Annotated in this window: 10 protein-coding genes; 4 read left to right on the forward strand and 6 right to left on the reverse strand. The window is 29.3% G+C overall.

The window, feature by feature from the left end; translation table 11 throughout:
* Positions 1–82: 82 nt before the first annotated feature.
* The 3 genes from ACFQZW_RS01940 to ACFQZW_RS01950 all read right to left on the reverse strand — a co-directional run bounded on the left by ACFQZW_RS01940 (position 83) and on the right by ACFQZW_RS01950 (position 4,065).
* Positions 83–1,462, reverse strand: coding sequence for an MFS transporter (locus ACFQZW_RS01940; RefSeq protein WP_298263516.1), 1,380 nt, complete (start codon positions 1,460–1,462; stop codon positions 83–85).
* 154 nt (positions 1,463–1,616) lie between these two features.
* Positions 1,617–3,320, reverse strand: a complete 1,704-nt coding sequence (gene lysS, locus ACFQZW_RS01945) for a lysine--tRNA ligase (RefSeq protein WP_298263515.1) — start codon at positions 3,318–3,320, stop codon at positions 1,617–1,619.
* 244 nt (positions 3,321–3,564) lie between these two features.
* Positions 3,565–4,065: a DUF456 domain-containing protein gene (locus ACFQZW_RS01950; RefSeq protein ID WP_372801520.1), complete on the reverse strand. Its 501-nt coding sequence runs from the start codon at positions 4,063–4,065 to the stop codon at positions 3,565–3,567.
* Positions 4,066–4,198: 133 nt separating this feature from the next.
* On the opposite strand from ACFQZW_RS01950, the gene ACFQZW_RS01955 reads away from it, so the two are divergent.
* The 4 genes from ACFQZW_RS01955 to ACFQZW_RS01970 are packed head-to-tail and all read left to right on the forward strand — an operon-like array spanning position 4,199 to position 7,859.
* Positions 4,199–4,570 carry a BlaI/MecI/CopY family transcriptional regulator gene (locus tag ACFQZW_RS01955; protein WP_386781379.1) on the forward strand — a complete coding sequence of 124 codons (372 nt, stop codon included), beginning with the start codon at positions 4,199–4,201 and terminating at the stop codon, positions 4,568–4,570.
* Complete coding sequence (locus tag ACFQZW_RS01960; protein WP_386781380.1) at positions 4,567–6,075, forward strand: M56 family metallopeptidase; 1,509 nt, start codon at positions 4,567–4,569, stop codon at positions 6,073–6,075. The genes ACFQZW_RS01955 and ACFQZW_RS01960 overlap by 4 nt, the downstream gene beginning before the upstream one ends.
* A gap of 11 nt (positions 6,076–6,086) precedes the next feature.
* The gene (locus ACFQZW_RS01965; protein WP_386781381.1) at positions 6,087–7,343 is read left to right on the forward strand and encodes a tetratricopeptide repeat protein; all 1,257 of its coding nucleotides are present in this window, start codon (positions 6,087–6,089) and stop codon (positions 7,341–7,343) included.
* 39 nt (positions 7,344–7,382) lie between these two features.
* Positions 7,383–7,859: a hypothetical protein gene (locus ACFQZW_RS01970; RefSeq protein ID WP_386781382.1), complete on the forward strand. Its 477-nt coding sequence runs from the start codon at positions 7,383–7,385 to the stop codon at positions 7,857–7,859.
* 9 nt (positions 7,860–7,868) lie between these two features.
* Here the strand turns inward: ACFQZW_RS01970 and obgE are convergent, their stop codons facing one another.
* The 3 genes from obgE to secDF form a co-directional block, all read right to left on the reverse strand.
* The gene (obgE, locus tag ACFQZW_RS01975; protein ID WP_298263508.1) at positions 7,869–8,861 is read right to left on the reverse strand and encodes a GTPase ObgE; all 993 of its coding nucleotides are present in this window, start codon (positions 8,859–8,861) and stop codon (positions 7,869–7,871) included.
* 42 nt (positions 8,862–8,903) lie between these two features.
* Complete coding sequence (locus ACFQZW_RS01980; protein WP_298263506.1) at positions 8,904–10,019, reverse strand: adenylate kinase; 1,116 nt, start codon at positions 10,017–10,019, stop codon at positions 8,904–8,906.
* Between the two features lie 134 nt (positions 10,020–10,153).
* On the reverse strand, positions 10,154–13,147 hold the full coding sequence (gene secDF, locus ACFQZW_RS01985; RefSeq protein ID WP_372800225.1) for a protein translocase subunit SecDF: 2,994 nt from the start codon (positions 13,145–13,147) through the stop codon (positions 10,154–10,156).
* Positions 13,148–13,282: the final 135 nt, after the last annotated feature.

The raw sequence follows: 13,282 nt of genomic DNA on the forward strand, positions 1-13,282 counted from the left end.
ATCATTATCTTAAATGAAATTTTGGAATAACTTTATATTAAAAGAGGAATTACAATTGTAGTTCCTCTTTTTAGATTATAAATTATACTTTTTTAGCATCTAATTTTTCAATTACTTTACCATAAACAATTAATGAAATTGCCGAAAATAAGGCAATTCCAGCAAAGTAATACCATATATAATGTGCGTTTACAGAAGCTGCTTGCCAAGCTTCGTGAGTTTCAAATAATTTAGGTTCTGGACAATATTTTGAAAGTAAATATCCAGACAAACCAAAACCTACAACAGAAGAAATAAATGAATGTAAATGGCTGAAACCTAAGTACAATCCTTCTTCTCCTTTTGGAGCTTGTAAAGAGAAAAATTGTAAAAATCTAGGAGAAATAAACGATTCTGCTAAACCTTGTAAAACAATTCCTAAAACCATCATAAGAGCAATTGGATGCATGCTAATTATTCCAAGATCAATATCAGCTCCACTCATCAAATTTCCAGAAGCCATAACAAGTGCTGAAAGAGGCATAATAAACATACCAACAGTCATAGAAAATAAAGGAGTTTTACTAGCCATTAATCTTGTTACTAATGTAACGGTAAGTACTACAACTAGTGGGTTAACGTTGGCGTACCAAGATGGAGAAGCACCCTCTCCAGCCATTCTTAACACATATTTTGGCATAGTTGCATACAATTGATGTTGTACCATCCAAAAGCCGGTTATAATTAATATCAATGTTATTAATCTACCATTAGTAACTACTTTAATTAATGCCGTCCAAATTTCTTTAAGCGTTTTTCCTTTTCCTTCGGTTTTAGAAGATTTGTAGAAAAAAACAATCATAATTAAAGCAATAAATGTCATAGCTGCAGAGAAATAATTTAGGTAAACTAATCCCATATCTCCCATAGAAACTCGTAATGGTTTTACAATGGTCTTCCCAGAAAAAGCACCAATATTTACCATCATATAAAATATAGAAAACCCTAAAGCTCTGTTATTTTCTGTAGTTTCTTTTGCAACTGTTCCAGTAATTACAGATTTAATGAAGGATCCACCAATCATAATTACCAACATTATTGGTACAATAGACCATCTTTGGGCTGATTCTAATAAACCTGTAAATTTGATTCCGTCAGAATAATCAACTAATCCAATAGCTTCTAAAGTAGTTGGTAAAACCCCTAATCCAAAATATCCGATGCTTAATAATGTGAATGCTATTATTAAAGAAGATTTAAACCCAATTTTATCTGCCAATGCACCTGTAAAAGTTGGTAATAAATATAAACCTCCAGAAAATATACCAGAAATTAATGCGGCTTCTACATCAGAAAAGCCTAAAATTCTTGATAAATACAAAGTGATTACAATGAAAACACCATAATATGCACCTCTTTCTAAAAGTTCAACAATATTTGCTGTCCAAAAGGCACGCGTAAATCCTTTTAATTTTTTAAACATTTTTTCTAATTTTTAATAAACTGTCGCCGAAGATAAGAATTTATGGATAATTATTATTGTGTTTACAGTAGTTTAGATTGATTATAAAAAAGTATAAAAAAAGGAACTACAGTTACGTAATTCCTTTTATTTTTATTTTGAAACTCTAAAGATTTTAAGATGTTATTTCAACAAATAAACCTTCGTCAGTATTATTAACCTTAGCTAATTTATGTTTGGTTAAACCTTTCATTGTTTTATCCCACTTTTTGTTGCTTAAACCACTTTGAGTTTTTAATTCTGATAACTCAATTTTTTCTGTTTTTTTAAGAATTTCAAAAACGGCTTTTTCATCGTCGTTTAATTCAACTGTAGGAGCTTTCTTTTCAGGTTTCATTTGTGGGAAAAATAGGACTTCTTGAATAGAGCTATTGTTGGTCATAAACATTGTTAATCTGTCTATTCCAATTCCAATTCCTGAGGTAGGAGGCATACCATATTCTAATGCACGTATAAAATCTTGATCAATAAACATGGCTTCATCATCCCCTTTTTCAGATAATTTTAATTGATCTTCAAAACGTTCTTTTTGATCAATAGGATCATTTAATTCAGAGTATGCATTTGCTAATTCTTTACCATTCACCATTAATTCAAAGCGCTCAGTTAATGCAGGGTTTGTTCTATGTTCTTTGGTAAGAGGGCTCATTTCTTTAGGATAATCGGTAATAAAAGTTGGTTGGATATAATGATGCTCACATTTTTCTCCAAATAACTCATCAATTAATTTTCCAACACCCATAGTTTCATCAACTTCAATACCAACTTTTTTACATACCTCTCTTAGTTCTACTTCATTCATTCCAGCAACATCATATCCTGTATGGATCTTTATTGCCTCTAAAATAGGCACTCTTGGATATGGAGCTTTAAAGCTTACTTTATTTTCACCAATTTGAACTTCGGTTGTACCGTTAGTGTCAATGGCAACTTTTTCTAATAAGTCTTCCGTCATTTTCATCATCCAGTTGTAGTCTTTATATGCAACATACAATTCCATTACAGTAAACTCTGGATTATGAGTTCTGTCCATTCCTTCATTTCTAAAGTCTTTAGCAAACTCATAAACAGCATCAAAACCACCAACAATTAAACGCTTTAAATATAGCTCATTAGCAATGCGTAGGTATAAAGGCATATCTAACGTGTTATGGTGAGTTATAAAAGGTCTTGCAGCAGCTCCACCTGGTATTGGTTGTAATATTGGAGTTTCAACTTCTAAATAACCACGGTTGTTAAAAAACTCACGCATTGAGTTGGTTATTTTTGTACGTTTAATAAACGTTTCTTTTACATGGTCGTTTACAATTAAATCTACATAACGTCTTCGATATCTTTGTTCAGCATCTGAAAAAGCATCATGAACTTTTCCATCGGCATCTGTTTTAACAACAGGTAAGGGTTTTAAGCTTTTAGAAAGAATAGTTAATTCTTTTACATTTACAGATTCTTCTCCTACTTTAGTTTTAAATACTTCTCCTTTTATACCAATAATATCTCCCATATCCAATAATTTTTTGAATACAGTATTGTATAAAGTTGCATCATCCTCATTGCAAATTTCATCTCTATTGATATAAATTTGCATTCTTCCACTAGAGTCTTTCAATTCAGCAAAAGAGGCTTTTCCCATAATTCGTCTACTCATCATTCTTCCAGCTAAAATCACTTCTTTACCTTCAAATTCATCAAACTTTGTAAGAATGTCATTTATGGTAGCTGTTGTTTTAAATTCTTCTGCAGGATAAGGATTGATACCTAATTCACGAAGTTTTTGTAATGATTCTCTTCTAACTATTTCAAGTGGTGTTAATTGCATACCTTGCTTTTTATAATTCGTTTATTAACAGTTTGCAAAGATACAATCAATTCAGAAATAACAGTAATTTAGAAAGAAAAAGTATTTAGAATTTGTAATCAAATAAAAATTTATATATTTGCCTATCGCTTCGAAAGCGATTTAGTTGTGTTGTTTGACGTTTAAAAGCGTCATGGTTTTTAAAACCGATGGAAAGCTTCCCGAAAAACCGGGACGCTTTTTTTATTTTTAAAGTTTTTTTAAACTAGAAAAATAAGCTTCTGTACTCCCAAAATATAGAAATATAGAAAGAGGTAAATACTACTGCTGCTACAAATTTTATAAAAGCTGAGGTTAAAAAACCAATAAAACTACCAAAGGCAGCTTTTAAAGCTTTTTTAGTATTGTTAGCATCTTTTATTAGTTCACCTATAAAAGCGCCAGCAAAAGGACCAATGATAATTCCAAAAGGGCCTAGAAACAAAATTCCGATGATTAATCCAACCATAGTTCCAATAACTCCATAACGTGTACCACCAAATTTTTTAGTTCCCATAGCAGGAATAAAATAATCAATCAACCAAATAATTATTGAAATAGCAAGAGTAATCCCTAAAAATGTCCAATTTAATGGAACTATATTGGTTAAATGAAGCAATAATAATCCAATCCAACTGGTAAAAGGGCCTGGCAAAACTGGTAAAAAGGAGCCAATAATACCTAACAGAGCAAATAAAAAACCTATGATTAAAAGAAATATGTCCATATAAAATTTATGTTTTCAAATATATAAAAGAAATTGAATTATCAATAATTGTGCAAATTTTTAAACTAAAAAATTAGTTTAAACTAATTTTTTAGTTATATTTGTTGTGTTGAACTAAAAAATTAGTTGAAAAATGGAGAAACAATTAACAAAAGCAGAAGAACAATTAATGCAAGTTTTATGGGACTTGGAAGAAGCATCTGTAAAAGAAATTATAACACAATTACCAGCACCAAAGCCGGCATATAACACGGTTTCAACAATTATTAGAATATTGGAAAATAAAAAGTTTGTTGCTCATAAAGCCCAAGGAAGAGGGCATATATACTATCCTTTAATTAAAAAAACCGATTACAGTAATCAGAGTTTAAATAAACTTGTGGATGGTTATTTTGGTGGTTCTTTTAAAAGTATGGTATCGTTTTTTGTTAAAAAAAATGATATTGATATTGTAGAATTAGAATCGATTTTAGATAAAATTAATGACAAAAAGACAGAGAAATGATAAATTATATAATTCAGGTACTACTTTTTCAAGCGTTATTTTTGACAGTTTATGATTTCTTTTTGCAAAAAGAAACCTTTTTTAAGTGGAATAGAGTGTATTTATTAGTAACACCAATAATCTCTTTTTTAATTCCTTTTTTAAAATTTCAAAGCATTCAAAAATCCATTCCTCAAGACTATATTGTACAGTTGCCAACGGTATTTATAAACCCACAAATTGTTATTGAACAAAGTGTAACAAATAATTCATCAGTAAATTATATACTCATAGCTTTTTACATTGGGGTTACGGTTTTTACTATTTTATTTTTTACTCGTTTGTTAAAAATTGGTAGACTAATAGCTTCTAACCAAGTAATAAAAAGAGAAAATTATAATTTAGTGATACTGAATGAAAAGCAGTCCGCTTTTTCATTTTTCAACTATATTTTTATAAATAAACATCTTTTAGAAAACAAAGAGCTAGATATTATTAAACACGAAATAGTTCATTGTAGAGAAAAGCACACCGTTGACTTATTACTATTTGAATTGCTAAAAATTGTGCTTTGGTTTAATCCAATAATATATGTGTATCAAAATAGAATTGCGCTTTTACATGAATACATTTCTGACAGTGAGGTAGTAAAAGAAACCGATAAAAAAACATATTTCAACAAGTTATTGTCAGAAACTTTTAATGTGGAGCGCATTTCATTTGTCAACCAATTTTTTAAACATTCATTAATCAAAAAAAGAATCGTTATGATCGCAAAAGAAAAATCACAAAAAATGAAACAATTAAAGTATTTATTAATTATTCCGTTACTATTTGTTATGCTAATTTATACATCTTGTTCAGATGCTGAAAAAGATGAGTTATTAGAAATGGAAGAAGTTTTAAATAATAATAAAGATGTTACTGAAGGTAAATATTTGGATTTAGAGTTAGGAAAAGTTTTTGTTGGTAAAAATTTAAAAGGTAAAATTATTCCTTTTGATGAGTATACTAAAAAGGAGCAAGAAATGCACTCGAAGTTTAAAAGTATTGAAAATTCAATTTTTGATTTTTTAGTAGTAATTGATGAAAATGGAGAACGTATTCATTTTTTTAAAACTAATGAAAATGCTGTGCAACGTAAAACTAACTGGGAATATGTAGAAGGAGAAGATGTTCCATTTTCTGTGGTACAAAATGTGCCTGTATTTCCAGGTTGTGAAGGAACAGAAGAAGAACTAAGACAATGTTTACAAGAAAAAATAACAAAGCATGTAAATAAAAATTTCAATTTATCTTTGGCAAAGGGGTTAGGTTTATCAGAAGGTATTAAGAAGATTTTTGTAATGTTCAAAATTGATAAAGAAGGCAATATAGCAGAAGTTAAAGCCAGAGCTCCACATCAAGCATTAGTTGATGAAGCTAAAAGGGTTGTAAATTTATTGCCACAAATGAAACCAGGTACTTATAATAATAAAAGTATTGGAGTAAAATATAGTTTACCAATAGCTTTTAAGGTTAATTAATCATAATCTCTATGAAAAAGATTTTAGTACCATTATTATTTTTATTGGTAGTTTTAAAAACCGAAGCGCAATCTTCGGTTTTTACAGTTGTAGATAGCTTATTAATAAAAGGAAATTATCAATTAGCCATAGAGCTGTTAACTAAAAGCAAGCCCCAAACTTTTGAACTGTTAGAAAAAGCAGCAAGTATAAACCAAACTATTGGAAATGATACAAAGGCTATAGAACTCTATAAAAAAGCACTTACTTTTAATAATAGTGAAAGTTTAAAAATAAAATTGGGACAGGTTTATAATTCTGCTGGCTTAAGCTCTAAAGCAATTGAAGTTTACGAAGATATCATAAAAAAAGATTCTTCTAATTTATTAGTTTTGAATAATTTAGGAAAGTTGTATTTAGCTTTCAATAAGCCCAAAAAAGCAGCACTAGTTTATAATTATTTGAAAAATAAAGATTCGCTAAATCCAAATTATCCATATCAATTAGCAGAAGCATTGTCCAAACAAAATAAGCTATTTAAAATGGGTCAAAGTTATTTAGATGCTTATAATTTAGACACTTTACATATAAAAAGTATATATGAATTAGCTAAGTTTTTTAAAAAACTTAAAATTAAAGATTCTACCATGTTATTTATTGATAAAGGATTAAAAATTGATAGTACTAATCTTAACTTTCTTCAATTAAAAGCTAATGAATTATATTTTACTAAAAAATTTGATGAAGCAATTAATTACCTAACGGTATTAGATAGCTTAAATTTTAAGTCTGTAAATACGTATGAAATGTTTGGAATGTGCTATTATAATTTAGAAAAGTTTGATTTGGCGGAAGCTAATTTTAAAAAAGCTTTGAAAATAGAATATAATAATCCTAAAATACTATATAGATTGGCTAGTTTAGCTTATGAAAAGAAGGATGCTAAACAAGCTAAAATCTATTTGTCAATGTCACTTTTTCATTCCAAACCTGATATTGATAAACAACATTTTTTGTTAGCGGTTATATTTAAAGAAGAAAATGATTTAAAGAATGCTTTAATAAATTTTGAAAAAGCATTTCAAAATAATTATAGCAATTATAAGGCATTGTTTGAACTTGCTAATACATCTGATGTTTATTATAAAGATAAAAAGACAGCTCTTGAGCATTATAAAAATTACTTAGCGCGTTTTGAAAGTAAAGATCCAAAAATGACTGAATTTGTAGAACAAAGAATTGATGCCATAAAAAAACAATACTTTATTGAAGGTGAAATTGTTGACTAAACTAAAATGTTGTATTTTCACATTGTGAATTTAAAACCAATGTTGAAACATTTTTTTAGGCTATTGTTTATAGGAATATTTTTAGTTTCTTGTACTTTTTTTGAACAACAAGCTAAAAATAGAGTATCAATTCAACAGGTAGATACCATTGTTGATTTTAACTCTGTTGATGCATTTCCTTTATTTCCTAAGTGTAAAGACATTCCTTCTAGAGAAAAACAGCAAATTTGTTTTCAATTAGAAATGGCGCAACACATTTATAGTTCTTTAAAACAGTATCAACTAAATGCAAAAGAGCTGGTTAATGATACTGTTTTAGTTAAATTAAAAGTAAATACACTGGGAAAAACGAGTCTTTCTCATATCAATATTTCAGAAGAAACTAGCCAACTATTACCGGAGTTTGATAGTATTTTAAAAGTAAGTGTTGAAAATTTACCAACATTACAACCAGCTATAAAAAGGAATATGCCAGTTACTACCGAATTTATTCTACCAATTATTTTAAAAAATTAGGTATAAAAATTAGTTGTTAAGCATTTGCCAAAGAGTATCTTTTAACGCTACAAGACCTTGTTGAGCAACGGAAGAGATAAAAAGTGTTTTAATTCCTTTAGGCAGCTCTTTTTTTATTTCTTCTTTTAGTTCATCATCAAGTAAATCAGATTTTGAAATAGCTAATAATCTATTTTTGTCTAATAGCTCGGGGTTGTGTTTTTTTAACTCATTTAAAAGAATTTCATATTCTTTTTTAATATCATTAGTATCTGCTGGAATTAAAAATAACAAAGTTGAATTTCTTTCTATATGACGTAAAAATCGATGTCCCAAGCCTTTTCCTTCTGCTGCACCTTCAATAATACCAGGTATGTCTGCAATAACAAATGTTTGAAAATCTCTATATTCAACAATTCCTAAATTTGGTTTTAGTGTAGTAAATGCATAATCTGCTATTTTAGGTTTCGCAGCTGTTAAGACAGAAAGTAAGGTAGATTTTCCTGCATTTGGAAAACCAACTAAACCTACATCAGCTAATACTTTTAATTCTAATTGAAACCAGCCTTCTTTACCATCAATGCCAGGTTGTGCATAACGTGGAGTTTGATTTGTTGAAGATTTAAAATTCCAGTTACCTAAACCTCCCATACCACCTTCTAATAGAATTTGTTGCGTATTTTCAGTAGTAATTTCAAAAAGAATTTCTTGTGTTTCACCATCTCTAACAATGGTACCTAAAGGAACATCAATGTAAACATCTTGCCCATCTTTTCCAGTACTTCTTTGTTTACTTCCATCACCACCATGTTCCGCTTTAAAATGCCTTTTAAATTTAAGGGGGAACAGTGTCCACATGTTTTTATTTCCACGAAGAATTACATGACCTCCACGACCACCATCTCCACCATCAGGACCACCTTTAGCAATATACTTTTCTCTATGCAAGTGCGCAGAGCCTCTACCTCCTTTACCAGATGAAGCATATATTTTTATGTAGTCAACAAAATTCCCTTCAGTCATTATTTTCTTTTTTTAATTGTTGATGTTTTTTTAAGGTTTCAATTAAAGCGTATCTAAAACGTTACTTAAACGGTTTGTGATTTCATTAATTTCACCAACACCATTGATACCAAAATATTTGTTTTGAGCTTGATAATAATCTTTTAAAATAGCTGTTTTGTTATGATATTCTTGAAATCTGTGACGAATTTTGGTTTCATCAGTATCATCTGATCTACCACTTGTTTTACCTCTTCCTAAAATACGTTGAACTAATAAATCTTCAGGAACTTCTAAAGCTACCATACCGCTTATAGATTCTCCTTTATCACTTAGAAACTCGTCTAATGCTTTTGCTTGAGACTCGGTTCTTGGGAATCCATCAAAGATAAATCCTTTTGCTTCAGGATGTTTTTCCACTTCAGATTTTAACATTTCAATAGTTACATTGTCGGGAACTAAATCTCCATCATCCATATACGATTTTGCTAGGATACCAAGTTCGGTTTCATTTTTAATATTATATCTAAAAACATCTCCTGTTGATATATGAACAAGTTCATATTTTTCTTTTAAGATGGTTGCTTGCGTGCCTTTTCCTGCACCAGGAGGTCCAAATAAAACAATATTTTTCATTGTTGGTTTTTTAGTTAGTTGGTAAATATCAGCCAAATTTCTTCCTAAATTATCATAATCTAATCCATATCCTACAATAAATTTGTCTGGGATTGGCAACCCAATATAATTTATAGGTAATTCTTTTTTAAATACATCTGGTTTAAAGAACAGCGTAGCTACTTTAAGTTGTTTTAACTTTTTGTTTCTAAAAATATCATATATTTCTTGGAGTGTATTTCCAGTATCAATAATGTCTTCTAAAATTACGACAGTTCTGCCTTCAAGATTTTGATTTAAACCAACAAGTTGTTTAATTTTTCCAGTTGAATTAGTGCCTTCATACGAAGCAAGTTTTACAAAAGAAACTTCACAATTACCATTATATTTTCTTACAAAATCTGCAACAAACATAAAACATCCATTTAAAATTCCAATAAAAATTGGAGTTTCATTTTGACAGTCGTTAGTTACTTGTTTTACTAAACTTTGTATTGCTTCTTCAATCTGTTCTTCAGATATATATTTTTTAAAATATTTATCGTGTAATTTAATAATGCTCATTATTCAACTTTGTTACAAATTTAATAATCAAAAAATAAGAATGGTTTTTATTTCAAAGATATTTGCTAATTTGAAATACAAAAACCGTTTTGACCTCTCAAAACGGTTTTTGCTATATGTGTTTTAAAAATAGCTTATTTTTTCTTTTTATCTAATTTATTGATAGCATCATACATTAATGGTGATGCAATAAATAGGGATGAGTAAGTACCAACTACTACACCAACTATAAGTGCAAACATAAATCCTTTAATAGAATCTCCACCAAATAAGAAGATGGCTAATAATACTACTAATGTAGTTAAAGAAGTATTAATCGTTCTACCTAAAGTACTACTTAGTGCTTTGTCTACCACTGTAGAGAATTTCCAAGAAGTATGTATTCCAGCAAATTCACGAATTCTATCAAAAATTACCACTGTATCATTCAATGAGTAACCTACTACAGTTAATATAGCTGCAATAAACGATTGTCCAATTTCCATATCAAAAGGTAATATTTTATAGAATATTGAGAATAATGATAATACAATTAATACATCATGGAATACTGCCAATACAGCACCTAAACTATATTGCCATTTTCTAAATCTGAATAAAATGTATAAGAATACTACAAGTAGAGAACCTAATATTGCCCATCCTGCAGCAGTTTTAATATCATCGGCTATGGTTGGTTCAACTTTTATTGAACTCATTATTCCTGCTTTTTTATCACCATCAAATCCAGGTTTAAATTCATCCATTGTTAAACCTTCTGGTAAATAACTTGTTAACCCTTTAAATAATAAATCTTGAACTTCATCATCAATATGATTTCCTTCTTCTTCAATTTTATATTTGGTTGTTATTTTTAATTGACTAGCTTCACCATAAGTTTTTACTTCTGGAGCACTTCCAAAAGCATCTTTCAAGGTATTAGCTACGTCTGATGCACTAGTTGGATTCTCAAATTTAACTACGTATGTTCTACCTCCAACAAAATCAACCCCATAATTTAAGCCATTTGTTACTAACGAAGCAACACCTAAAATAATAACAGCTCCAGAGATGATGTAAGCAATTTTACGTTTTTTCAAAAATTCTACATCAATATTTGCAAATAAGTTTTTGGTCATACTAGTGTTGAAAGTAAATAACTTCCCTTTTGCAGCATACCAATCAATTAATAATCTAGTGATAAATATAGCTGTGAATAAAGAAGTAACGATACCCACCATTAAAGTATATGCAAAACCTTTTACAGGCCCAGTACCAAATACATATAAAATAATACCTGTTAACATGGTAGTAATGTTAGCATCAATAATAGCAGATAAGGCTCCTTTAAAACTAAATCCATGATTTATAGAAGCTTTTAAGCCTTTACCTTTGTTAAGTTCTTCTTTAATTCTTTCAAAAATAATTACGTTAGCATCTACTGACATACCAATTGTTAGTATGATACCAGCAATACCTGGTAAGGTAAGTACAGCTCCAAACGCAGTTAAAATACCAAAAATGAATAATAAGTTTACTAATAAAGCAATATCTGCAAAAGCACCTGCTTTACCGTAGTAAAAAATCATCCATAAAAGAACTAATAATAATGCTAATGCAAAAGAACTCATACTACTATCAATTGCTTTTTGACCTAGTGAAGGACCAACAACTTCAGACTGAATAATATGAGCAGCTGCTGGAAGTTTACCAGCTTTTAATACGTTTGCAATATCTTGTGCTTCACTAACAGTCATACTTCCACCAGAGATTGAAGTTCTACCCGTAGTAATTGCAACATTTACAGATGGTGCAGTATGTACATAATCATCTAAAACTACAGCTACAAATTTACCTACATTTTCGGTAGTCATTTTAGCCCATTGTCTAGTTCCTGTAGCATTCATGGTCATACTTACTTCTGGTTTACCAGTTTGACCGTATTCCTGACTAGCGTCTTCAATAACATCACCTTCAATAGGAGCAACATCTTCACGGTTAGATTTAATACCGTACAAGTAAATTAATTCAGTATTTTCACCGGTATTAGTTTTTGCAGTAAATGATTTAGAGTCCCATAAGAATTTTGCATACTTCATGTCATTACTTAATAATGCTCTAACCTCTCTCATTGCTAAATAAGAATTTACTTTAGCAGTATCAGCTAATTTTGCTGTGGCAATTACTGAAGAAACTTGATTTTGACTTTGAGGAACACTCGGCGTTAAAACTGTAAATAAGTTATTAACTTGTTTTGTTGCTAAAGAATCAGAAACTTCTCCTAATAAATCATCTAAATTATCTTCTTTATCAGCAGCTGTTTCTTTTTTATCAGCTTCATTTTTTAATAAGTTTTCAATTACAGAATTTGCTTGAAAAAAGAAATTAGCAGTTTCTTGGTTAGAGTAAACTTCCCAAAATTGTAATTCAGCAGTACTTTGTAATAATTTTTTTACACGGTCTATATCTTTGGCTCCAGGTAATTCGATTAATATACGACCTGATTTTCCAATTCTTTGAATGTTAGGTTGTGTAACTCCAAATTTATCAATACGACTTCTTAAAACTTCAAAGGCGGTATTTACAGAACCTGTCACTTCATTTTCAATGATAGGCATTACTTCCTCATCAGTTAGGTTGAAGTTAATTTTTTCACGTAAAGACTTATTTCCAAAAATACTTGGATCGCTTAATTTTACTTCACCATTACTTAATTTTTCAAATTCATTAAAAAATAAATTTAAAAAAGTGTCATCACTCTTTTTTTGAGCTTCAGTAGCTTTTGCTAAAGCTTCATTAAAAGTTGGATTTTTTGATTCATTCGATAGTCCAATTAAAATATCTTTTACAGAAACCTGTAAAATTGCATTAATACCACCTTTTAAATCTAAACCTAAGTTAAGTTCTTTATCTTTAATGTCATTGTAGCTAAATTTTGCAAAACCTAAATCAATAATTGGTTGGTTTGCAACAGAGTCTAAATAAACTCTTTCTAAATCAGCCATTTCTCTTCCATCGTTCGATCTGGCTTCTGCATACATTTTTGCTTTATCTTCAACACCATTTGTAAACCAAGTAAATGATAATTGGTATAAACTTACTAATCCGAATAGAATAGCGAATAACTTTATAAGTCCTTTGTTTTGCATTTTAAATTAATTTGATATATAATTCATTTGTAATAAACGTGCAAATATATAATTTCAAATAGGAACTGACAATTCTTTTTTGGCTTTTTGTAATTAATCAACTTGAGATTTAAATTTATACTTATTCTCAATAAT

The sequence above is a fragment of the Lutibacter aestuarii genome (assembly GCF_042676885.1).
Classification (GTDB): domain Bacteria; phylum Bacteroidota; class Bacteroidia; order Flavobacteriales; family Flavobacteriaceae; genus Lutibacter; species Lutibacter aestuarii.

Excerpts from the sequence above, each read along its gene's own strand:
- ACFQZW_RS01960 (WP_386781380.1), top strand. The coding sequence starts at position 4,567 with ATGATAAATTATATAATTCAGGTACTACTTTTTCAAGCGTTATTTTTG.
- obgE (WP_298263508.1), bottom strand. The coding sequence starts at position 8,861 with ATGACTGAAGGGAATTTTGTTGACTACATAAAAATATATGCTTCATCT.
- lysS (WP_298263515.1), bottom strand. The coding sequence starts at position 3,320 with ATGCAATTAACACCACTTGAAATAGTTAGAAGAGAATCATTACAAAAA.
- ACFQZW_RS01950 (WP_372801520.1), bottom strand. The coding sequence starts at position 4,065 with ATGGACATATTTCTTTTAATCATAGGTTTTTTATTTGCTCTGTTAGGT.
- ACFQZW_RS01955 (WP_386781379.1), top strand. The coding sequence starts at position 4,199 with ATGGAGAAACAATTAACAAAAGCAGAAGAACAATTAATGCAAGTTTTA.
- secDF (WP_372800225.1), bottom strand. The coding sequence starts at position 13,147 with ATGCAAAACAAAGGACTTATAAAGTTATTCGCTATTCTATTCGGATTA.
- ACFQZW_RS01940 (WP_298263516.1), bottom strand. The coding sequence starts at position 1,462 with ATGTTTAAAAAATTAAAAGGATTTACGCGTGCCTTTTGGACAGCAAAT.
- ACFQZW_RS01965 (WP_386781381.1), top strand. The coding sequence starts at position 6,087 with ATGAAAAAGATTTTAGTACCATTATTATTTTTATTGGTAGTTTTAAAA.
- ACFQZW_RS01970 (WP_386781382.1), top strand. The coding sequence starts at position 7,383 with ATGTTGAAACATTTTTTTAGGCTATTGTTTATAGGAATATTTTTAGTT.
- ACFQZW_RS01980 (WP_298263506.1), bottom strand. The coding sequence starts at position 10,019 with ATGAGCATTATTAAATTACACGATAAATATTTTAAAAAATATATATCT.